This is a genomic window from Bartonella sp. W8167 (genome assembly GCF_016100335.1).
Lineage (GTDB): Bacteria > Pseudomonadota > Alphaproteobacteria > Rhizobiales > Rhizobiaceae > Bartonella > Bartonella apis.
In genome coordinates this window covers 244,532-266,781 of sequence record NZ_JACFSQ010000003.1, presented here as the reverse complement: position 1 = coordinate 266,781, position 22,250 = coordinate 244,532, and the positions used below count along the sequence as shown (strand labels likewise).

The window sequence follows — 22,250 nt, the reverse complement described above, 5'->3', positions numbered from 1 at the left end:
TTTAGATCAACAATCGTTCCATAGCAACCAATCAAGCTTCAAACAAGTCTGCTTGATGCCCTGTTGTTACAAAAGCGGATTCTATTGATCGGGGAAGATCATTCGCAGCTTTTTCATATGGATCCTGAAAGACAATAATGCAATCGCTTTCCCGATGACGTTGACGTTTTTGTGAACACAGGCGAATGATCGTGATAAAAATGAGCTACATTGCACGTATGTTTGACAAATGCTAATATTGTCAAACTGTTGGATATCTTTGATACCCACACAAAATTGAATATTTAAAAAGGAAACTTCGATGACACCCTTCCGTTTGACAAGTCTTGCTCACGGTGGGGGTTGCGGTTGTAAACTGGCACCCTCCGTTTTGCAGAAAATGCTGAAAAACCAGCCGGAGTATGGACCATTTGAACATCTATTGGTAGGAACCGAAACAAGTGACGACGCTGCGATTTATGAGCTTGACGACGGCACTTGTGTTATTGCTACCACAGACTTTTTCATGCCGATGGTGGATGATCCCGTCACATTTGGCCAAATTGCTGCGACCAATGCTATTTCCGACGTTTATGCTATGGGCGGAAAGCCTATCATGTCGCTCGCAATCCTTGGCATGCCGGTTGATAAAATCGATCCGGCAATTGTCGGTGAGATTTTAAAAGGCGGGCGACAAAAAGCGGCCGAAGCCGGAATTGCTGTAGCCGGTGGCCATTCTATCGACAATCCCGAACCGGTCTATGGTTTGGCGGTTATCGGCATTTGCAAAAAAGACGAGATCAAATTGAATGCCCGTGCCCATGCGGGCGACAAACTGGTACTTATGAAAGGTATCGGCGTCGGCGTTTATTCGCATGCATTCAAAACCGGAAAACTTTCTGACAAAGCCTATCAGGAAATGATTGCGTCAATGACGCTTCTTAATAAAATCGGCACAGAACTCGGAAAGAATCCGGATGTTCACGCGTTAACCGATGTAACCGGCTTCGGGATTTTGGGGCATAGCCTTGAAATGGCACAAGGCTCCAATGTCGAGATTGCCATAAATTATTCGAAAATTCCCTTTCTCACCGAGGCCGAAGCCCTTGCCAAAGACGGTTGCTTTACCGGTGCTTCACGTCGCAATTGGGATAGCTATGGCGAACACATTGTATTGCCGGAAAATTATCCTGATTATAAACGCTTTTTGTTGACCGATCCGCAAACGTCCGGTGGCCTTCTTGTGTCAATCTCGCCTGAGAAAGCACAGTCGATCGTTGCCTATGCCAAAAGCCAGGGCTATCCGCTTTCCACCATTATCGGCGAAGTGCGCAGTGGCACTCCAAAGGTTGTGATCGAAGAGTGATTCGAGTGGTTTTTCACAAACGGGCGGGTTGGCAATTGTCAATTCCCGCCCGAATGATCGTTAATTCGATGATGTGAACAAATTTCACAAACGAATTTCCCTTTTCATTTGAATAAGATGATGATTTTTTAAAAAAATACTTGGCAATTCGGTTGAAGAACGCTAATTTGCCGGATATCAAATAAATCGTCGTGGAACATAGCTGTTGGAGTCGTTTCCATAGGCTTTTTGAGATTTTCAAAAAATTGATTTGAGCTTGATGGCTTGTCAACAAGCATAATCAAAACGGATATTGGCGCGAACGCCATAATATTCTTGTCTGAAAATCAACTGAATAAAATTAGATAAAACATATTCTTAAAGAGATCATTATGAGGCCACAACAAAATAGGCGCATCCGTGGACGCAACAATAATAATAATCGTCGCGGTCCAAATCCTCTTTCACGCAATTATGAAAGCAACGGACCGGATGTAAAAATTCGTGGTAATGCACAACATATAGCAGATAAATATACCGCTCTGGCACGGGATGCTCAGGCTGCCGGCGACAGAGTTATGGCAGAAAATTACCTTCAACATGCCGAACACTATGTTCGCATTATTCTGGCGGCCCAAGCACAAATGCCTCAGCCGATCCAGCGTGAAGAACTGATTGATGACGATGAAGAGGATGAGAACTCCCCGGTTGTGTCTTTGGAATTGAATGAGGAACATGAAGCTGCGGGAAGTGGCCCGCAACCGGAAATTCAGGGGGTCCCTGCCGAAGTCGCTCTTTCGGAAGATACCGGGGAAGTCGGGAAAGTCGTTGAACTCAAGAAAACCCGTCGTGCACCGCGTCGTCGCAGTGCTCCAGTAAATCGTTCTGATGATGCTGGCGAAAACGAAGCCGCAGAGGAAGCAAAAGAAAAAGCGAAGGCTCCTGAAGCATCGGTTGAAAAGACGGTTGAAGCCGAAGAGGTTGTTGAAAAGAAGCCGCGTCGCAGACGCACTACAAAGCCTAAAGTGGAAAAGGCGGAAGAGGAAGCCTGAGCCACTCTATGATATTGATTAAAAAGACGGGTCATTGCCCGTCTTTTTTGTTTTCTCGTGCTCTTTGCTTATTGCCTGCCTTTTTTGCCTTTTTGGTTGTGGCTTAACCTTCTCTACTTTCCTGTTGCTGGCAAACCGGTTTTTCCTGTTTTAGTTTCGAGAATTTTGCAGACGCACACTCCGCCGATTTCAAATACTCAAATGATGGATACTGCTTTGCAGATGACGAACTTGGCCGAACACGTATCTAACGTTCGTTGTTTTTCTTTTTTCCCGACGCTCAATAGCTTATGCCTTTCCTGACGCTTGATGTGTCACGGCAATAAAAACAATCCGGAAACAGTAATGACAAGCAATGTGCTTCAACTGACGTCATTCAATTGAAAATAATTGGCGGAAGAGCATGGGAGTCGAACCCATAAAAGACCGTCTCACGGCCCCTTACGGCTTTGAAGGCCGCATCCATCACCGGATGAAAAGCCCTTCCGATTGTCTTATGCTGCTTTTAGGCAAAAACTGCAAGTCTAACTATCGGCAAACAGGTCAAGCCGATGCGGATTTAACCGCCTGATATCGCCTTTTCTGATTGTCACGCCATGGCGGTCAAAAAATTCCAGCAGAAAAATGGAAACCTTGCGGCCATTATTCAGCCGGTCACGCAAATCGGCCGCGACGAATTCGTGCTTTTCCTTTTTTTCGGCAATATCCCGCATAATCATAATAATTTCAGCCAGCACTTCGCGCGGGAAGAAATAATCTTGCGCCACTTCATAGACACGTCCCATCCGTGCGCACGACTTCAGGATTTGTCGCATATGATTTTCGTCAATTCCAAGTTCTTGCGCAAAATCGCGCGTGCGCGGCGGGCGGAAACGTTCCTCACCCTTTAAAACTTTATAGACACGTTGCCAGATTGCTTCATCTTCAGGCGATAATTTAGCTTCATGACCGGCAAGACCAACCCAGGCGCCGCGAATTTTCAGCCGACCTTTATCAATTTCGTTCTGTAACAGATCACGAAAATAAGGGGCACGGATTTCGCGAGCAACGTCACGACGCAATTTTTCAAGACCAACGCCGAAGAGATCAGGCTCGTTTTTATGAAATTCGACAAGATAATCGACAATCGCCTTTTGCAGGCGCTGTTCCTGCTGTTGTTCCATAACAAACCGGTCTTGACCATGTTCGAGAACAACAAAATGACCGCTCGAAAGAAGTTTGCCCGCCTCGACTTCAGACAAGTTACGCGCACGGCAAAAATAAAGCCAGTCAATGCCATAGGGTGGCAATGCCAGAATTGCCGATAATGCCTGAAGGTTATCTTCCTTTTCCATAGCGGCAAGAAATTTGAAACGCTCCGGCGCGCGACGTTGCCGTTCGGGTGCCAGTGGATCAAGAATAATACCACCGCCAATCGTGCGGCTTGCCGATGTATCCCGAATAACAAAGCGGTCGCCAGTTGCCGCAATCACAGCTTTATCGGAAATAATCTGCACGTAAGCTGTTTCACCGGCCTTCATTGTGTCTTGCGACAAAAATACAAGGCGGGCATTGGTTTCCAATGAACCGTGGTGCAAGTGAACAGGAAACCATTGTTTCAAAGGCTTTGGTTCGGATGGAAGAATCGTTAGACGAACATCGAACCTTTGACTCGGCTTATCAAGAAACGGGTCAATGACCATCATTCCCCGTTTGACTGTATCCTTATTGATAGCGTCGCCCACAATATTGAGTGCTGCCCTGTCGCCCGTTTTTGCTTTATTAGAAACCTCATCCTGTACATGGATCGACCGTAACCGAGCTTGCAGGTGATCGGGTGCAATGACCATAAGATCATTGGTCGATGCTTCGCCAGAAAGTACAGTTCCCGTCACCACTGTGCCGGCTCCGGAAAGCACAAAACAACGGTCAATCGCATGGCGAAACCGCCCATAGGAAACACGTTTTTTCAAATGCAAAGCGGCGTTTTCTATCTCTTCCCGAAGGGCCGGTATGCCCTCGCCGGTCAATGACGACACAGGAAATATCGGTGCATTTTCCAGAAACGAACCTTTGAGAAATTCGTGTAATTCCGCTTTCAATGCTTCAACACGCTCTTTATCAACAAGGTCGATGCGGGTAATGACAACAACCCCGTGCTTTAACCCCATAAGCTTCAATATTTCGAAATGTTCACGCGTTTGGGGCATAATGCCGTCATCGGCTGCGACGACCAGCAAGACATAATCGATACTACCGGCACCTGTCAGCATAGTATGAATGAGTTTTTCGTGTCCCGGAACATCCACAAAACCGATACGCTCGCCATTTTTCAATGTCTGATAGGCAAAACCCAATTCAATAGTGATACCACGCTGTTTTTCCTGTGGCAGACGATCTGTATCAATGCCTGTCAGTGCTCTGACGAGAGCTGTTTTTCCATGGTCAATATGACCGGCAGTACCAATAATCATGATAGTTTTTCGAGATTGTTAACAAAACCGTTTGTATCATCAAGACAACGCAAATCAAAAACCAGCCGGTTGGCATGCATGCGTCCGATAACGGGCTTTGGCAATTGGCGCAAACGATACGCCAATTCTGTCAACGAAACTGCCGGATCAACCGGGCTTATTGATATGCCATAGCTTGGCAAAGTTTCCATTGGCATAGCACCCGAGCCAACCTGACTGTTACAGGAACAAATTTCCACGCGATAAGCCGGTTGAAAAAAATCGCTAATTTTGGCGCATAAATCGGCTGCCTGATGGGCAATATCACTTTGGGTTCGCGAAAGATAACGCAAGGTCGGAATAGTTGCATTCCGTTTTTCTTCGTTCCGATAGGCCCGCAAGACCGCTTCCAGTGCTGCGAGGCGTACCTTATCCACACGCAACGAACGTTTCATGGGGTTTTTATTGACCCGTGCAACAAATTCCTGCTTGCCGATAATAAAGCCCGCCTGTACGCCCCCCAATAATTTGTCGCCGGAAAAAGTGACAATATCCGCACCGGCTTTAATAACGTCCTGAACGGTCGGCTCATAGGGAAGACCGAAAGCAACGAGATTGACAAGCGTTCCCGAACCAAGATCTTCCATGAAAGGTACATGTTTCGTTGCAGCCAATGCCGCAAGCTCTTTTGTGGTAACTGACGAAGAAAATCCTTCGATACGATAGTTCGATGTGTGCACTTTCAATAAAAGCGCGGTTTCCTCATTGATTGCTTTTTCATAATCGGCAAGGTGTGTGCGATTGGTTGTTCCCACTTCTATCAACTTGCAACCGGCACTTTCCATAATGTCCGGCATACGGAAAGCACCGCCGATTTCGATGAGTTCGCCACGCGAAATAATGCTTTCCCCCTGTTTACCAGCCAGCGTATTCAACACCAGAAGAACGGCTGCCGCATTATTGTTGACGAGGGTTGCATCTTCCGCACCAGTAAGCTCGCAAATCAATTCGCGCAAATGGTCGTCACGTTCTCCCCTCTCGCCACTTTCAAGGTCATATTCCAGCGAAACGGCGTTGCGCATGGCATTAACGGCATTTTCAATTGCAACTTCCGGCAGTTGCGCACGTCCGAAATTGGTGTGCAATATCGTGCCGGTGAGGTTGAACACGGCACGCATGGTCGATTGGGCGTCCACCTCCAGACGTTCAAGCGCCATCATTGCAAGTACATTGCTCGTTCGCGGCGTGCGTCCTGCTTTAATGAGAATTCGTTCGTCAGCAAGGGTTGCCCTGATGGCATCAACCGTTGCACTATGACCGAATTTGGCTTCCGCTTCTTTTGCCGCTTGTTCGGCAAGAATTGCGTTGACCGGAGGTAGAAGGGAAAAATCCGCGACCATCAATAACCCGCCAGAAATGGATTGAATGCACCTCTTTTAAACGTTCCGTCCTCTTTCATCAAAAGATCAAGTGCCAGTGAGCCTATATCATCGGCAAACACATCGAAATGGCTGTCTTTTTGATGATTCATCTGTTTGCAATAGCGTTTGCAGGTATCACATGTCTCGGCAAGAATCGTTCCCGGCCCCTCATCAATCTCGCGGAAACTGATTCCCTTGGTTTCTTCACAAAACGTGCATTTGATGCGTACATAGCGCCACATGGATCCGCAATAAAGGCACGAACAGAACCTGATGCCTTCCGATGATGGCCAACCAACAATCATTGAAGCCGAATGGGTACCACCGCAACAGGGGCAAAGATTGCCTTCTATAGGCTGCAATTTTTTAGGGTCAAGTTTTGCAGCAGCCAGTGTCAATGCAATCTGCAAAGCACCGGTCACATAGATATGCTGGGCGAGGTTTTCCTGCGGCAATTTATGCGCAATAATGTCGGACGCCCAGTTTTGCCATTTTGTCTCGTTGGCTTGTGTATCCTCAAGGGCAACGAGACTTGAACTTTTAAGTTTTCTTTTGCCAAGAACCTTGAAAAAGCTATTGGCAATCTCTCCAAAAACGGGAGCCGATATAATTGCCTGCCGGTCGATCGGAGGCATTGTAAATTTTTGTGCCTGATCCTGATCGGCTGTCGGAATATCGCTTGCAGCAAACTCGTTACAGACAAATTGCTGTGCTCCGGTAAATTCAGTCATGAAATCGATGTAATCTTTAACCGGACTTGTAGGAGCAAGCTCTTCAAAACGTTTGCTCCGTTCCTCGAATAACGTATTGATATCGGGAAGCCGGACGAAAGGAGGTGTGCGCATATGGCCAACTTCGGTCATATCTCCTTCGAATTTTTTATTGCGCGGCATATTTGATTGAACTCCATTTTCTAATCTAGCCAATTTTATAACCGGAAAATGGGTCTTGTCCAACGGACTCGCTATAAAAGTCGCGATCAACTCTTTATAAAATTATAAAAGTCGCAATACACGGCCTTCAAAAAATAGGTCAGGAATTAAATTCAGCCGCCTTTCACCAAAAAGCTTCTGCTGTAAAGCGGGTATATAACTTCGATAACTCGAAAATAAAACGCACTTAAAGCCAATCCAAGCTTCAAGTGCGAGCGTTCAATGCGATGTTTCTTGATAGCGTCGTTACTGTGCTGCCGGCGCTTTTTCCAAACCGACAAGACCTATTTTTGTATAGCCGGCCGCGCGCAATTCGTTAAGAAGAGCCACAATGCCGCTATATTCCACACTTGCGTCACCCCGAATGAAGATTTTTTCTTCATGATTGTTTGAAGTGAGCCGATCAAGCGTTTCTTTAAGATTTTCCAGTGACGCTTTTTCTTCACCGACATAAAGTGATTTATCCTGCTGCAATGTTATATAGACCGGTTTATCCGGCTTTGGTTGCGCAGGTGTCGAGGATGTCGGCAGTTGCACCGGAATATCGCTTGTCGCCAGAGGTGCAGCAACCATGAAAATGATGAGCAAAACCAGAATAACATCAATAAACGGTGTCACATTGATTTCATGGCTGACATCAAGTTCATCATTGTCAAGATCTGAAAGCTTTGTCGCCATCTCGTCCTACTCCGCGGCAATTGATAGATTCGGTCTTGTTGCTGTTTCACGCTTGACCTTACGGAAGTCGAGATCACGGCTTACCAGACGTTCAATCCCTGCAGAGACATCGATGAGTTGTTGACGATAGCCGGTAATCAAACGGGCAAAGACATTATAAATGATGACAGCCGGTACGGCTGCAACAAGTCCGATAGCCGTTGCAAGAAGTGCTTCGGCAATACCCGGAGCCACAACAGCAAGATTGGTTGTTTGCGCTTGGGAAATACCGATAAAGGAATTCATAATGCCCCATACAGTTCCGAAAAGTCCGACAAACGGGCCGATGGCGCCGATTGTTGCCAAAACACCGGTCCCGAATGCTACATGACGACCGGAAGCAGAAATAATGCGCGAGAGAACCGAACCCAGCCTTTCTTTCAAACCATCGGTTCCTGCCGAATCCACAGCTGCCAGCGACGCTTCTACTTCATCTTGTGCAGCCTGTACCAAGCGTGAGCCGACGCCTTTGTCATTTTTGACTACCAAGGCAAGTTCGGAAAGACTTCCCGCACGATTAACCTGCTGCATAGCTCCTCTTGCACGTCTTTTAACAGCCGATACTTCAATGAGTTTGACAATAAAAATAACCCACGTTGCAACCGAGGCGAGTGCCAAACCGACCATGACCACTTTAACGACCCAGTCTGCATTCACGAACATACCGATGGGCGAGAGGTCGTGGGGAATGGAGGCTGCAAAGTGGTCAGCTGCCTGCTTGGCTGTATCGATCGTTGCTTGAGCCGCATTCGAACTCTGCGAAGCTGCCGAATGCAATGCTTGTTCGCCTGCTTTCAAAGCATTTTCACCGGTTTGAGCGGCACTTGCCGCAGGTTGCGACACATTTCCGCCGGTTTGCAAGGCCTGGTCACCAGCTTGCAATAGCTGTGCATTATTCGTCCCGGTCACTTCAGTTTGTGCTGATGCGTAGCCGCCTGCCAAACATAGAAATGTTACAGTCATTGCGAGGCTTCTAAAAAATCTCATCATCGCTCTCGTTCCTGAACTTCAATTCGATAGCGATTAATTAACAAAATTTAATATGATAAATCAAGTCATGTTTAAATAATTATCGAACATATTTTCTCGCGGAACAAAATTTTCATGTAAAGCTCGAACCGTTTTGTCAAAACTACCGGACAAGAATTGCGCGAAAGTCATTAACATTGGTTCCTGTCGGGCCTGTCTCAAGAAGATCGCCCAGAATATCGAATGCGGTCCATGCATCGTGTTTTGAAAGAAAAATCGCAGGGTCAACGCCTTTCTGTTTGAGACGCACAACTGTGTTAGCATCACAAAAAGCTCCGGCATTGAATTCGCTTCCGTCACGACCATCCGTATCGGCAGCAAGTGCCGTAATTTCTTGTCTGCCTTCTATTGCCATAGCAAATGACAGCAGAAATTCACTGTTTCTCCCTCCCTTGCCGTGGTCATCTTTAATTGTAACAGACGTTTCACCACCCGAAAGCAGGACAACAGGTTTTTCGAAAGGCCGATTTTTCAAAGCAATTTCGCGAGCAATTGCAGCATGCATCAGAGCGATATCTTTTGCTTCACCTTCTATCGAATCGGAGAGAATAGCGGCATTCAATCCTGCTTTGCGCGCGTATTTTGCGGCAGCTTCGAGCGATGTCGCAGCCGATGCAACAATATAGGCTGCATTTCTTTCAAAAGCCGGATTATCAGGGGTCGGGGCATCAGAAAACTTGCTATTCAAAACTTCAATAGCTTTTCGAGGCAACGCAATATGGTACTGGTTTATAAATTTGAGTGCGTCTTCTCGTGTTGACCAATCGGCAACTGTCGGTCCTGAAGCAACCTGCGAGGCAATGTCACCGGGAATATCCGACACAATAAAACTTATGACACGGGCGGGGGCTGCATAAAGTGCAAGCCGCCCCCCCTTGATTTGTGACAAATGCTTCCTGATGGCATTCATTGCACCGATAGGAGCACCACTTTTCAATAATGCCTCGTTGATCCCGATTTCGTCGGCAAGCGTCAAAGGTTCAAGCGGCAGCGGCAACAGGGCCGAGCCACCACCACAAATAAGAGCAATCACAAGGTCGTCGGATGATAATCCTTGAACAAGTTTGACCAGCTTTTTTGCAGCCCTTAGCCCGTTTTCATCCGGCAGGGGATGAGAGGCCTCCATAACTTCTATTGAACGAAGCTCCACACCACAACCGTAGCAGGTAACAACTGCACCTTCGAGCTTGCCATAACCGGCCTTGGCCCATAGTTTTTCAAGTGCCAAAGCCATTTGGGCCGCGCCTTTTCCAGCTCCGACAACAATTGTCCTGCCCTTCGGCTTTTTCGGCAAAAATTTTTCCATCAAATATTCGGGATTGGCAGCAGCGACTGCACAATCAAAAAGTTCGCGCAATAATTTGCGATCGTCGGTATTTGTCAATTATTGCCTCCCGAAAAATAGTTCTCCGTCTCTTTTTCCCAGATTTTTATTTTCGTTTACAGTTTATTCTTGCCCGAATTTGCAAAAAAAGTGGAAAAAACCAACGCAATAACTATGTAATTAAAGTACATCGTCCGAAAACTCTCGCACGATCATCCATTCTTAAAAGCAGGAGAAAACAATATGCCTAAAGAAAATGCGACACCAGCCGAAAAAAGTCTTCAAGAACAATTCGAGCAATTGAAGAAAGAGGTTTCCAATATCCATTCCTCATTGAATGACTTAGGGTCCGAAAAAATGACCGCGGCCAAAGGAAAGGCCGAAAAACTTTACGTATCGGCCAAAGAAAATGGTGAAGAAGCTATCTCGCAGGCGAAAGAAAAGATTGGCGACGTACAAGGACAATTGTGCAATTGTATTCGTGAAAAACCGATTGCAAGCCTCGCTGCAGCAGCCGGTGTCGGCTTTATTCTTGCTCTCTTGATGCGGCGTTAAAATATGTTGCGGCTTATCGCGCCGCTTATTGGCGGTTTGGCAAATGGCAGCGTGAAAACAGCAGTCAAATTGACGCGTAATCAGGCAATTTGCTATTTTCTGATCGGATTGTCGCTGTTTTTTGCAGTGACATTCCTTTGCGTTATAGCATTCATTGCACTGAGTTGGGTTGTCTCGCCTATCTTATCGGCTACTATTATTTTTGCCTTCTGGCTCATCGTTGCGCTCGTTGTATTTTTAGTCGGGCGTTCCATCGCTGCCAAAAGGCGCAAAGTCTATGACGAGCAGATGAATGACGAGCGTTTCAACCTTGTGGCTGCATCTCTTGTCGCTGCCGTTCCTGCCATATTGAAAAACAAAAAAACGCTTGCGCTTGCGGTTCCACTAATCGGATTGGCAGCGTTGATGTTCCGGAATAAAGATAAAGACCGGAAATCATGAAATTATAATAGAAAATGATTTTTAAAAAACCGGTTGTACAACAGCCGGTTTTTTGGGTCCAATTCCGGTCACCTAATTGAAAGCATATCTTATGCCCACTTTTACATCGTGGGATGTCAGGTGATCGAGCTTGAGAGAACCGCTTCCGGAAATATCTTGAGTTTTTGCGTCGCCCAAATCGCTATAGCTATATCCGATATCGAAAATAACACGACGGGAAAGTTTGATACCGACGCCGGCATGAACCGCAAAAGCAAGATCCCATTCGGTATTTGATGCTGCTTGATAGTTTTGCCTGGAAGTATCCACTTTGAAGTTGCTCACCCGATTGGCACTTGCCCCAAGGCCTGCCCCGATATAAGGCGTGACATTATGATAAGTTACAAGGTCGACATAAGCATTTGCCATCAACACGGTTGAGGCCACATCACCTTCATATTTTCTTGTCGTATCAAAATCGCGGTCACGTGCAGTTGTTGTATTTTTGGCACGATATTCGACTGTGCCGTCAACGCGAACAATATCATTAAGACGATAACCCAAACCGACCCCGCCAAGAAAGGCGTTATCCATATCACCTTTATTTTTCCAGTGATAATTGCCGCTTGCTTCGCCCGAATCGAATTTATCGACTTTATTGATATCGGCCATACTTACGCCGGCATATGCTTTCACATAGAAGGGAATGGTTTCAGCTGTAATGGCAACTTCGGGAACCTTGTCAAGGTCGATATCCGCAGCCCGCACCTGAGTTGAACCAAGTACCGACAATGTTCCAATAAGTGCAAAGCAAAATTTCATTTTCAAGCCTCAAAACAAGATGCAAGTGCCTTTATCTTCTCATGAGGCTTTTTAAACATGATTGGTTAAGACGTTCTTAACCATAATTTTTAACCATCTATTTTCCATAAATAAGATGCATATGAAGGTTCAAAAAAGCATAAAAAAAGCAGCCATTTTAAGGCTGCTTTTTCAAAATTCGCAAATGTCGAAGGTTTTCTCGGCGCTTCACAAACCGTCAGGCGGCGTCTCTCACTTTCTTTAGCTCATCAACAATCTCGTCAACCACATTACCGATCAGACGTTCATCATCCCCTTCGGCCATAACACGGATGAGCGGCTCGGTTCCCGACGGACGGATAACCAGACGGCCATTTTTCCCCAAACGCTTTTCGGCGTTTTTAATAACGTCTTTGACATGGGCTTCTTCAAGGGGCTTACCTTCAGAAACACGAACATTCTTCAAGACTTGCGGAACCGGCTCGAAGCGATGGCAAAGCTCGCTCATCGGTTTTTGAGATTCTTTCGCACATCCCAGTATTTGTAGCGATGTCACCAAACCATCTCCGGTTGTGCCGTAATCGGATAGCACGATATGACCCGATTGTTCGCCACCGACATTGAAGCCATGCTGGCGCATATATTCAACAACGTAACGGTCGCCAACCTTGGTCCTTGCCATGGTCAACCCTTTTTTGGCGAGAAACCTTTCAAGTCCGAGATTGGACATCACTGTTGCAACGATGCCGCCCCCTCTTAACAGACCATTTTCCAGCCAACGTTCGGCAACGACAGCCATCAACTGGTCTCCGTCGATAATGGCACCGGTTTCATCAACCATCACCACGCGGTCACCATCGCCATCAAGTGCGATGCCCGCATCCGCCCTGACTTCATGAACTTTACGCATCAAAGCAATCGGGTGGGTCGAACCGCAGTCTTCGTTGATATTTGTACCTGTCGGCTTATCGCTTAGTGTCACAACTTCCGCACCGAGTTCCCACAAAGCAAGCGGCGCTGCTTTATAGGCCGCACCATTGGCACAATCGACAACAATCCGCATACCGTCCAGCCGGACATCGCGCGGCAATGTACGTTTGGCAAATTCTATATAGCGATAAATGTCACCTTCAACACGTTTTGCCCGACCGATTTGCGATTGGCCGGCAAGCTCGTTGGTCATATCGGTTTCAATAAGTTTCTCGATCTTCAACTCGATTTCGTCGGAAAGCTTGAAACCATCGGGACCAAATAATTTTATACCATTATCGAAAAAAGGATTGTGTGAAGCCGAAATCATAACGCCAACATCGGCACGCAGCGAACGGCAAAGCATTGCGACGGCAGGTGTGGGAATTGGCCCCAGAAGAAACACTTCCATGCCACTTGCTGTAAAGCCTGCAACCATTGCATTTTCCAGCATATAGCCCGAAAGACGTGTATCTTTCCCGATCACCACTCTTCCCGGCCGCCCCTGGCTGCGAAAAAGAATACCCACCGCCATACCGACCTTCATAGCCACATCCGCGGTCATCGGAAATGTATTGGCTTTCCCCCTTATTCCATCGGTACCGAAATATTTAAACGCCATTATATTTTCCTTTTTCGACAAAATTCCAAGTTCGATAAAATTCTGTCAGCCACTCATATACCAGTCTCTTTTGTTCCGATTAACAATTTTTAGCAAGAAAACCAATCATTGCTTCACCAAACAAAGGTTATAAAGGCCGGAATTATCAAGACACGGTTAACATAACAGCGCTTGAACAAAATAAAAGCGACTTGAGTTTATCAAGCCGCTTCAAAGTTTTTAAAATAAAGTTCAGGCCTTTTTGTCATCCGGATTGTCGGTGTCCGTTTCTGTTTCAGCCGATTTGTTTGATGGCTTTTCAGCTTTTTTTACCGTTTTTTCGAACTTTAGAGACTTTGACGTTTTCGTCGTCTTTCTGGTCCTTGTCGGCTTTTTCTCAACCGCAGTTTTTACTGTTTCGGACTTATCGGAAGCCTCTCGCTTTTCATTGACCGTGTCGGCCGGATTGGAAACAGCTTTTGCCCTTACAACAACCGACTTTGAATGATCGGCTTTAGGTTTTTCAGGTGTTTTTCCGGCTTTCGGAACACTTGATACATGGGGTGTCGGTGAATCCTTGCCCATATCGCGTGAAGGCGGTTTGCCATTGATGACTTCCTGAATTTCGGCTCCGGTTAGGGTCTCGTATTCAAGCAAACCTTCGGCAAGAGCAACCCATTGTTTCTTTTTTGACGTCAAGGTTTGTTTTGCTGTCTGATAGGCTTCGTCGATAAGACGGCGAATTTCGGAATCAATAACCCTTGCGGTCTCTTCTGAAACCTGTTGGTTACGCCCGCCACCCTGAAGATACATATCTTCCTGACTTTCGCCATAGGTAACCTTGCCGAGTTCGTCGGAAAAGCCCCAGCGTGTGACCATCGCACGGGCAAGCTTTGTTGCCTGTTCAATGTCGGAGGAAGCTCCGGAAGTGATGTTATCCTTACCGAACTTCAATTCTTCGGCGACACGACCACCCATCATAATTGCCAGACGCGAAATCATGTAGCGGTAACTCATCGAATATTTGTCACCTTCCGGCAATTGCATAACCATACCGAGTGCACGACCACGCGGGACAATCGTTGCTTTGTGCACCGGATCGGCTGCCGGCATATTGATAGCGATAATGGCGTGTCCGGCTTCGTGAAAAGCTGTCAGCTCTTTTTCTGCCGGTGTCATGGCGGAATGGCGTTCCGCTCCCATCATGACTTTATCTTTTGCATCCTCGAATTCCTGCATGGTGACCAAACGTTTGTCACGCCGTGCTGCCATAAGTGCGGCTTCGTTGACAAGGTTCATCAAATCGGCACCGGAAAATCCCGGTGTACCGCGCGCCACAATCTTCAAGTCGACATTCGGCGCCAAAGGCACATTGCGAACATGGACTTTAAGAATTTCCTCGCGCCCTGCAACATCGGGGTTGGGAACAACCACCTGCCGGTCAAAACGACCCGGACGCAACAATGCCGGATCAAGCACATCAGGACGGTTGGTTGCGGCAATAAGAATAATGCTTTCATTCGGCTCGAACCCGTCCATCTCGACAAGAAGCTGGTTCAGCGTCTGCTCACGTTCATCATTGCCACCGCCAAAACCGGCACCGCGATGACGGCCGACGGCATCAATTTCATCAATGAAAATGATACATGGCGCATTCTTTTTTGCCTGTTCGAACATGTCGCGAACACGGCTTGCACCAACGCCGACAAACATTTCAACAAAATCCGAACCGGAAATTGTGAAAAACGGCACATTGGCTTCACCGGCGACCGAACGGGCAAGCAATGTTTTACCTGTTCCGGGCGGGCCAACAAGCAGGACACCCCGCGGGATACGACCACCAAGACGCTGGAATTTTTGCGGTTCACGCAGAAATTCGACAATTTCCTGCAGATCCTGTTTTGCTTCATCGACACCCGCAACATCCTTGAATGTTACGCGGCCATGCGCCTCAGTGAGCAGTTTTGCCTTGGATTTGCCGAACCCCATCGCTCCGCGCGATCCGCCTTGCATCTGGCGCATGAAGAAAATCCATACGCCGATCAGGATGACAACCGGCAAAAGCGAGAAAAGCAAATTCATAAACGTGCTGTTTCCGGTGCTTTCAGGTTGCGCCCTGACATTGACGTTCTTGCTTTCAAGACGTTCGACAAGACCGGGATCATTAGGAGCGAAAGAAAGAACTGTTCTGTTATCGGTTGTAACAGCGGTCAACCGTTGTCCCTGCATGGTAACGGTTTTGATTTCTTTATTATCAACCCGCTTCAGAAAGTCTGAATACGTTATCTCTCCTGCGCCAGCTTGCTGACTATTGCCGTTAAAAAACGAAAATAAAGTAATCAGCAAGAGTGCAATGATCCCCCATATCAGGAAGGAACGATAATTTGGATTCATATTAGGTCCACTCGATCTATTACGCTCTATTGGATAATTTAATGTAACATATGTGCTTGAAGTTGCCTTGCCAAGGCTGAAGATGAGCTTTCATGATGTTTCATCCAGCTTTTTGGTCATTTTCTTGCGATGTCGACAAGGTGATTTCGAAAAAACGGCTCAATATTTTAAAAAGCGGATAATCATCCGACGAGATGAGCCAACCGAAAGGACGCATAAATCTTTTACAGGTGAGATTTTCTGCATGAACAAGTTTTCCGGTAAGAGCCGGAATATCAATTCCCGACCGGCTGAAAATCGCTAGCGCTGTCTGTAGCGAGAGAAAATGGACCGACCGATTGTTGATATTTTGTTCTTGAGCCACCGCTTTTATATCGCAAAGTGAAGGAACATTCACCCGTATAGCATTATCCGACCGGTTATCAACTCGATAGCGACCATCCCAGATGATCGAAGAATGGGCACCGGCAACACTTGCTGTCTGGTTTCTTGCCTCACGCCACAATCTGATATTTTTACCGTTGAGCTCGATGACTGTTCCAAGCAACGTGAAATGATAAAGAGATGTGCGTTTCTTCGAGAACTGGTTTTTCAGAAAATCGACTTGTGAATCACTTGCAAGAACTTGCGAGCCGCCGATGATTGACGCAAGAACACCCATAACAAAAGGAAATTGCGGATCATTCAACTGTTCGTCCGACACTTCGCTTATCGTACATAAGGCATGTTGCATTGTTATGCCGAGTTTATCAATAAGCCGAGCGGCAGCTTTACTTTGAGCGCGCCTGAAAGTTGCCGCCTCTTCGACTTTTTTTGCAATAGCGTCGACATCTTCATCCTTCAAACGTTTGCGGATGCGCACCCGTTCATAATGCGGGTTTTCATTCGTCGGATCGTCAATCCAATCCTGGTTGATCGAGCGCAAATATTCCCGTAATGCTTGTCTCTTCACTCCCAAAAGCGGCCGGATCAAGCGTATTTTGCGCATAAGAAGTGATTCACGCGGCATACAGGCAAGACCGCGATGACTACCGCGATGCAATCGCATTTCATATGTCTCGGCCTGATCATTCAAAGTGTGGCCGGTCATGATAACGCTTGCCCCGACTTTCTCGGCAACAGAAAAGAGTAAGCCATAACGGGCGATCCGTGCTTCATGCGACAAGGCGGTTTGCGGCTTTGCATCTGCCCAGCAAACGGTCTCATGTTTCACGTTAAGACGCTCACACAGTTTTCCGACTTCTTCGGCCTCGGCCGCAGATTCGGGACGCAGACGGTGATCAACTGTGACAGCGATGAGTTCGGGCGGATTTTCCAGTTCTTTCAAATAATCGCGCAGAAGAAATAAAAGAGACGTCGAATCCCCGCCACCTGAAACAGCGGCAATGACAATTTTGCAGTTTTCGAAATCTGATGGCTGAAAGAGTTTTTTGAAATCTATTATTGACACTTGTTGCGACTTTGCTCGTCCTTGACACGTTTCAGAACTGCCGGATCTACAGTTTTGTAACGTTTTGTCACTTCGGCAAAGGTTGCGCAAGCCACTTTCTGTTCATCAAGATGAGCCATGCTCATTCCAAGTTTTAAAAGGTTTTCGGGCCCGCGTGGAGAATCTTTGTAATTACGCTGCACATCAATATAAGCTTGTGCCGCTTCGCGATAGCGCTTCTGTCCAAAAAGAGATTCACCAAGCCAGAAACTTGCATCGGCAATTTGCGAATCGGTCGGATAACGCTCCTGAAAAGCTCGAAAATCTGCTTCCGCAGCACGATAATCGCCGGATAGAATATTTTTATAACCAATGTCATAAAGTTCTTTTGCGCTTGTTGTTTGTGGTGCAGTTGGCAAAGCCGAGCCAGTCTGTGCAGCTTGCCTTTGGCCTCCCGTTGCTACCGCATTCTGGTTGACACTCCCGTTAAGGATATTGCCATTTTTGTCAAATTCGATCGACCCCAAATCTTTCGGCGCTTCTTCAGCATTTATATTCTTTTGTTCGGCGTTTTTTTCTGCCCCCACACCCGGAAGTGCCGGTGCACTTTGAGTTGTACTTGCCGCCCGTGGCATTTCCTGTTTGGCACCGGTTTCACTTGCGGGCGATTGCGGTTCCACCGCCTGTGACTGTTTTTTCGGTTCCTGTGCCGGTTGCTGTGAAGGCGCTGCTGCCCCGCCACCTTGCTGCAATTGGCGCAACTGTTCCTGCATTTGCAGAACCATGAAATTCAGTTCTTCAACTTTTCCGGTAAGTTCACGCACCTGTTGTTGAAGATCGGTTACACGGCTATCCGGCTGGGGCGACATCTGCACTGTCTGGCTTTCGACAGTTTTTTTCTTGCCGAATGGAAAAAGCCCGTTTGCAAAAGACGATCCACCCTGATCGGCAGATGCACTATAGCAGGGGGAGAGTACGGCAAATGACAATGCCGGTACAAAAGCTGCTGTAATAACCAGACGTTTTACCGAACATGTCAATAAACGGGGGGAAAAAAGAAAACCCATTGCGCTGTCCTTTTATTTATGTTCGCGTCATTAAAACCGTTAGCAGCCAACTTCGGCGGAAATTTGTCACAAAAAAACGGCCCTCTTAAAGGGCCGTTTTCAAATGTGAATAAAACTTTAAATCAGCGTGCGTTGTTCAGGACTGTAACAGCACGACGGTTCTGGTTCCAGCACTGCGGAGCATCGCAAACTGCAACCGGACGTTCCTTACCATAAGAAATGGTCCGCATACGGTTGGCGGCAACACCCTGTGAAATCAAATAATCACGTGCGGCAACAGCACGGCGCTGGCCAAGTGCGATATTGTATTCGCGTGTACCACGTTCGTCGGCATGACCTTCAACAGTAATGGTGTATTGCGGATAACGCTGCAACCATTGTGCCTGACGGGTCAATGTCTGCTGGGCATCTGCACGAATGCTGGATGAATCAAGATCAAAGAATACGCGGTCACCAACGTTGACTGTAAAGTCCTGCGCTGATCCCGGTTTTGCGTTGTTCAGTCCAAGCGCATTGGGATCATTCAGGCCGTGTTTGGCGCAGCCAGCGAGAGTTAGCGATAAGACAAATGCTATAGCAAGCGGATTGCGAGCAAGTTTTTGGAAACGGCCCATGTGCCGAGACTCCTTAAAAGTTAGCGGTTGATTTTCAAGGCTTTTAGCTTGATTTGCTTAAAAAGCTCTCAACACGCATGGTTAATGAATACTTACGCATCACTTTTTATAAAAAATACAAATCCACCGGTTGCTCGCTGATTGAGGCGGAAAGACGGCAGATGTGATTTTCCTTAGCGCGAAATGAGTAAAAAGTCCAATAGCAAGTTAAACGGAAAAGCCGTTAAATAAAAACGCCGCTTTAAAACTTTCAAAGCGGCGTTGAAACCAATTTCTTTTCTTGTTCAGGCTAACAAGGTCAATCAACCGAAAAACTCCGAATTATAAAACCTTGAAGCCCTCTTTAGATAGATAGCAGTAAGATAGATAGCAGTATTCCTGCTAGTCAAGAAGCGGCGACCAGGCCGGATCGGAGGCTCCATTGGGAGTTGGTAAAGCACGTTCATTGCGTCCGGTAATATCTATTGTATAGAGCTTTGGCTGCTGTCCCTGATTTTGCCGGAAGAACATGATAACGCGACCATTCGGTGCCCATGTCGGTCCTTCATTATGAAAGCCCGATGTCAACAAGCGTTCACCCTGCCCGTCAGGCTTCATGACACCGATTGAAAACTGCCCCTGCGACTGTTTGGTGAAGGCAATATAATCGCCACGAGGTGACCACACCGGTGTCGAATAGCTACCATCGCCGAATGAAATACGGTGCTGGTTACTGCCATCGGTATTCATAACATAGATTTGCGGTTTTCCTCCGCGATCGGATTCAAAAACAATCTGCGTACCATCGGGCGAATAGGAAGCCGATGTATCAATGGCCGGTGTTGTCGTGAGGCGAGTTGTCGAACGGGAGCGCAAATCCATAGTGTAAAGATTGGCACTGCCATTATCCTGCAAGAGGCTCATAATCACTTTTTGACCATCAGGTGAAAAACGTGGTGCAATGGTCATATTCGGGAAAGTACCGACAAGTTCACGCTGGCCTGTTTCAATCTGTTGCAAATAAACCTTCGGGACATTGTTACCGGCATAAGCCATATAGGTAATTTCCTGACGGCTTGGTGAAAAACGCGGTGTTAAAACGAGTTCACGGCCGTTCGAGATATAAGTGAGGTTTGCTCCATCCTGATCCATAATGGCAAGACGTTTGACACGTGCATTTGCTGCACCTGTTTCATCAACGAATACGATGCGTGTATCGAAATACCCCTTTTCACCGGTCATCTTTGTGTAAATGGCATCGGCGATAATATGGGCAACGCGGCGCCAGGTTTGGGGCGTTGCATAGAACTGGCGGCCTTCGAGTTGTTTGCCACCATAGACATCCCACAAGCGGAATTCTACGCGCAGTCGTCCATCTGCTTCTTTTGTCACACGGCCGGTTACCAGACCCTGTGCGTTGATTTGTTGCCAATCGGGAAACCGCGGTTGTACATCCGGATTGGAAATACGTTCCAGAAATGACGATTTGTCAATCGGCTTGAAAAGCCCTGAACGTTCAAGATCGGCGGTCACCACTGAAGAAATTTGCACCCCCATCTGGTCACCCGCGATAAAATCGGTAACCGCAATGGGGATTGGATTGAAATCGGCTGACGAGACAGTTCCCTTCAATTGCGCAAAAGCGGTATGCCAGCTTAAAAATGGCAAAACCATTGACAAAAAAACAAAAATATAAAGGCGCTTATTTTTCTTAATCATCGAAGAAACCATTTTCTTTCCGTTGCCTTGAAGCATTCCACGTTACGTCTTTTTCGTATCGGAATAGTAAAAATTCCGGATGTTTATTCCAATTGCATGAACCGCTTTTCAATCATGACAAGACTTTTTTGAAAAACCGGTTCCAAGCCTTTTTGCATCAGATTGTTACCAACTGCCCGATATCTTCAAACCATTTTCGAGCAACGCCTTGTCCTCTGCCACTATCATCATTGCCATGAGATAATTTTGTTAGGCCGGAAACCGGATGTGCAACCGAAAACAACATGAACATCGAAACTGTCTTCCGCCATCATGAAGAAATTATTTCATCAACACCATTGGTGAATAGCAAAGTCGGTCATCTCCCCTAAAGTTTTTTACCTTCTTTAATCCCGTCACAAAATACGTCGACACAATCAGAACGAATTGAACGGGTCGATTTTCAAATCAAATCCCTGACCCCATTTGTCGTATTGGTCACGTGGCAAATCCTCGAACGGCTGACAGGCAAATATGGCCGCACGTGTCTGGTTGATCAGCAAGTCCACTTTATTGGGGTTACCGCTCATTCCGGTAATAATCGGTTCACCGACAACTTTGCCCTCAATGCTCAAATTAAACTTGGCTTCTGCAACCGGATTTTCTCCGGCAACTCCGCCGCCAAGAGCTGCCAATTTCAAGTTTTTGGTGATACAACTTGTTGCCGCATTAACGAGTGTCTGTCCAACATCCTGACCATTGCCGATATTTTTCTTGGCGCCAAACCCCGCAGGCCCTTGTGAACGGGCAGCACCACCTCCGGATGTGCGCGTTTTATCTATCAAGGCCTTTTCATTCATTGCCAGAATATCATCGACACTCTCACCTTTGGCTTTTACAGCAGGCTTTGGTTCTGCCGGTTTCGGTTTTGCTGTCGGCAAAGGTGCCTTTTCAGGCAGATTCGGGAAAGGATCCTTCTTCGGTTCACTTGCAGGCTCACTCGCATCAGCTGATTCTTGCGGCTTCGGCTCTGCCTGATCCGGTTTTGAACTTTCTTCCGGCTTTTGTTCTTCTACCTTCGGTTTTTCTTCAGGTTTTGGCGTATTATCCGGTTTTGTTTCCGGTGTTTTTGTAGGTGGAACAGGATTCGGATCCGCGTCGGGTGTGCCTGAAGGCGGCGGTGTTGCATCCACATCGCGATCCTTTTCCTTGGGCTTTAATGGTGCTTCATTATCAACTTTGCCATCACCGACATGCTCGGCGTCAGGCTTTTCAACCGGTTTTGTGGTCGGCTTCGGCGCGGCTTTATTCTCTTTGGATGCAGTCAATTCGCCTTTTTGTATCGAAGTTGTTTCGGCAATCGGCACCAGAGAAACCGGCAAAGCTTCGGTTACCTCTGCATTAAAATCGGCCGGCGAGGAAAGGCTGATAAGCCCCCAGGTAAGAATCAGGGCATGTGCCGCTACCGATGTTGCCAGACCTGCTTTCATAA

General features: G+C 47.0%; 17 protein-coding genes, 1 tRNA gene and 2 pseudogenes. 4 read left to right on the top strand and 16 right to left on the bottom strand.

The window, feature by feature from the left end:
- Positions 1–301 precede the first annotated feature (301 nt).
- Positions 302–1,345 carry a selenide, water dikinase SelD gene (gene selD / locus H3V12_RS09930; RefSeq protein WP_198214518.1) on the top strand — a complete coding sequence of 348 codons (1,044 nt, stop codon included), beginning with the start codon at positions 302–304 and terminating at the stop codon, positions 1,343–1,345.
- A 371-nt stretch (positions 1,346–1,716) separates the two neighbouring features.
- Positions 1,717–2,277: pseudogene (locus H3V12_RS09925) on the top strand (DUF4167 domain-containing protein); the annotation flags it as partial.
- Between the two features lie 490 nt (positions 2,278–2,767).
- Here the strand turns inward: H3V12_RS09925 and H3V12_RS09920 are convergent.
- From H3V12_RS09920 to H3V12_RS09890, 7 genes are all read right to left on the bottom strand, one after another.
- Positions 2,768–2,863: transfer RNA gene (locus H3V12_RS09920), tRNA-Sec, on the bottom strand.
- Between the two features lie 37 nt (positions 2,864–2,900).
- Positions 2,901–4,829: a selenocysteine-specific translation elongation factor gene (selB, locus tag H3V12_RS09915; RefSeq protein ID WP_198214517.1), complete on the bottom strand. Its 1,929-nt coding sequence runs from the start codon at positions 4,827–4,829 to the stop codon at positions 2,901–2,903.
- Positions 4,826–6,208 (bottom strand): L-seryl-tRNA(Sec) selenium transferase, encoded by a 1,383-nt coding sequence (gene selA / locus H3V12_RS09910; RefSeq protein ID WP_198214516.1) that lies wholly within the window; start codon positions 6,206–6,208, stop codon positions 4,826–4,828. The genes selB and selA overlap by 4 nt, the downstream gene beginning before the upstream one ends.
- Positions 6,208–7,122 carry a formate dehydrogenase accessory protein FdhE gene (gene fdhE, locus H3V12_RS09905; RefSeq protein ID WP_198214515.1) on the bottom strand — a complete coding sequence of 305 codons (915 nt, stop codon included), beginning with the start codon at positions 7,120–7,122 and terminating at the stop codon, positions 6,208–6,210. The genes selA and fdhE overlap by 1 nt, the downstream gene beginning before the upstream one ends.
- 285 nt (positions 7,123–7,407) lie before the next feature.
- Complete coding sequence (exbD, locus tag H3V12_RS09900; protein ID WP_075869294.1) at positions 7,408–7,839, bottom strand: TonB system transport protein ExbD; 432 nt, start codon at positions 7,837–7,839, stop codon at positions 7,408–7,410.
- A 6-nt stretch (positions 7,840–7,845) separates the two neighbouring features.
- The gene (gene exbB / locus H3V12_RS09895; protein WP_246787550.1) at positions 7,846–8,868 is read right to left on the bottom strand and encodes a tonB-system energizer ExbB; all 1,023 of its coding nucleotides are present in this window, start codon (positions 8,866–8,868) and stop codon (positions 7,846–7,848) included.
- 142 nt (positions 8,869–9,010) lie between these two features.
- Complete coding sequence (locus H3V12_RS09890) at positions 9,011–10,291, bottom strand: glycerate kinase (RefSeq protein ID WP_198214514.1); 1,281 nt, start codon at positions 10,289–10,291, stop codon at positions 9,011–9,013.
- Between the two features lie 183 nt (positions 10,292–10,474).
- On the opposite strand from H3V12_RS09890, the gene H3V12_RS09885 reads away from it, so the two are divergent.
- Both H3V12_RS09885 and H3V12_RS09880 read left to right on the top strand, forming a co-directional pair.
- Entirely contained in the window at positions 10,475–10,786 is a 312-nt protein-coding gene (locus H3V12_RS09885) for a DUF883 family protein (protein ID WP_198214513.1), read from the top strand.
- A gap of 3 nt (positions 10,787–10,789) precedes the next feature.
- A complete protein-coding gene (locus H3V12_RS09880; protein ID WP_198214512.1) occupies positions 10,790–11,227 on the top strand; it encodes a phage holin family protein in 438 nt (145 codons plus the stop codon).
- Between the two features lie 72 nt (positions 11,228–11,299).
- On the opposite strand, the gene H3V12_RS09875 is transcribed toward H3V12_RS09880, so the two are convergent.
- The 9 genes and pseudogenes from H3V12_RS09875 to H3V12_RS09840 all read right to left on the bottom strand — a co-directional run bounded on the left by H3V12_RS09875 (position 11,300) and on the right by H3V12_RS09840 (position 22,248).
- A complete protein-coding gene (locus H3V12_RS09875; protein WP_198214511.1) occupies positions 11,300–12,028 on the bottom strand; it encodes an outer membrane beta-barrel protein in 729 nt (242 codons plus the stop codon).
- Between the two features lie 217 nt (positions 12,029–12,245).
- The gene (gene glmM, locus H3V12_RS09870) at positions 12,246–13,598 is read right to left on the bottom strand and encodes a phosphoglucosamine mutase (protein WP_198214510.1); all 1,353 of its coding nucleotides are present in this window, start codon (positions 13,596–13,598) and stop codon (positions 12,246–12,248) included.
- Positions 13,599–13,829: 231 nt separating this feature from the next.
- Positions 13,830–15,971, bottom strand: a complete 2,142-nt coding sequence (ftsH, locus tag H3V12_RS09865; protein ID WP_198214509.1) for an ATP-dependent zinc metalloprotease FtsH — start codon at positions 15,969–15,971, stop codon at positions 13,830–13,832.
- 100 nt (positions 15,972–16,071) lie between these two features.
- Entirely contained in the window at positions 16,072–17,421 is a 1,350-nt protein-coding gene (gene tilS, locus H3V12_RS09860) for a tRNA lysidine(34) synthetase TilS (RefSeq protein ID WP_198214508.1), read from the bottom strand.
- Positions 17,412–18,467: a tol-pal system protein YbgF gene (gene ybgF / locus H3V12_RS09855; protein ID WP_198214507.1), complete on the bottom strand. Its 1,056-nt coding sequence runs from the start codon at positions 18,465–18,467 to the stop codon at positions 17,412–17,414. The genes tilS and ybgF overlap by 10 nt, the downstream gene beginning before the upstream one ends.
- Positions 18,468–18,589: 122 nt before the next feature.
- Positions 18,590–19,081 (bottom strand): peptidoglycan-associated lipoprotein Pal, encoded by a 492-nt coding sequence (pal, locus tag H3V12_RS09850; protein ID WP_075869304.1) that lies wholly within the window; start codon positions 19,079–19,081, stop codon positions 18,590–18,592.
- 381 nt (positions 19,082–19,462) lie between these two features.
- Positions 19,463–20,704, bottom strand: a pseudogene (gene tolB, locus H3V12_RS09845) (Tol-Pal system beta propeller repeat protein TolB); the annotation flags it as partial.
- 232 nt (positions 20,705–20,936) lie between these two features.
- Entirely contained in the window at positions 20,937–21,071 is a 135-nt protein-coding gene (locus H3V12_RS11285; RefSeq protein WP_255520363.1) for a hypothetical protein, read from the bottom strand.
- A gap of 124 nt (positions 21,072–21,195) precedes the next feature.
- Positions 21,196–22,248, bottom strand: coding sequence for a hypothetical protein (locus H3V12_RS09840; protein ID WP_198214506.1), 1,053 nt, complete (start codon positions 22,246–22,248; stop codon positions 21,196–21,198).
- Between the last annotated feature and the right edge of the window lie 2 nt (positions 22,249–22,250).

Excerpts from the sequence above, each read along its gene's own strand:
- H3V12_RS09840 (WP_198214506.1), bottom strand. The coding sequence starts at position 22,248 with ATGAAAGCAGGTCTGGCAACATCGGTAGCGGCACATGCCCTGATTCTT.
- selB (WP_198214517.1), bottom strand. The coding sequence starts at position 4,829 with ATGATTATTGGTACTGCCGGTCATATTGACCATGGAAAAACAGCTCTC.
- H3V12_RS11285 (WP_255520363.1), bottom strand. The coding sequence starts at position 21,071 with ATGTTCATGTTGTTTTCGGTTGCACATCCGGTTTCCGGCCTAACAAAA.
- H3V12_RS09875 (WP_198214511.1), bottom strand. The coding sequence starts at position 12,028 with ATGAAATTTTGCTTTGCACTTATTGGAACATTGTCGGTACTTGGTTCA.
- H3V12_RS09880 (WP_198214512.1), top strand. The coding sequence starts at position 10,790 with ATGTTGCGGCTTATCGCGCCGCTTATTGGCGGTTTGGCAAATGGCAGC.
- fdhE (WP_198214515.1), bottom strand. The coding sequence starts at position 7,122 with ATGCCGCGCAATAAAAAATTCGAAGGAGATATGACCGAAGTTGGCCAT.
- ftsH (WP_198214509.1), bottom strand. The coding sequence starts at position 15,971 with ATGAATCCAAATTATCGTTCCTTCCTGATATGGGGGATCATTGCACTC.
- glmM (WP_198214510.1), bottom strand. The coding sequence starts at position 13,598 with ATGGCGTTTAAATATTTCGGTACCGATGGAATAAGGGGGAAAGCCAAT.
- selD (WP_198214518.1), top strand. The coding sequence starts at position 302 with ATGACACCCTTCCGTTTGACAAGTCTTGCTCACGGTGGGGGTTGCGGT.
- H3V12_RS09885 (WP_198214513.1), top strand. The coding sequence starts at position 10,475 with ATGCCTAAAGAAAATGCGACACCAGCCGAAAAAAGTCTTCAAGAACAA.
- exbB (WP_246787550.1), bottom strand. The coding sequence starts at position 8,868 with ATGATGAGATTTTTTAGAAGCCTCGCAATGACTGTAACATTTCTATGT.
- ybgF (WP_198214507.1), bottom strand. The coding sequence starts at position 18,467 with ATGGGTTTTCTTTTTTCCCCCCGTTTATTGACATGTTCGGTAAAACGT.
- exbD (WP_075869294.1), bottom strand. The coding sequence starts at position 7,839 with ATGGCGACAAAGCTTTCAGATCTTGACAATGATGAACTTGATGTCAGC.
- selA (WP_198214516.1), bottom strand. The coding sequence starts at position 6,208 with ATGGTCGCGGATTTTTCCCTTCTACCTCCGGTCAACGCAATTCTTGCC.
- pal (WP_075869304.1), bottom strand. The coding sequence starts at position 19,081 with ATGGGCCGTTTCCAAAAACTTGCTCGCAATCCGCTTGCTATAGCATTT.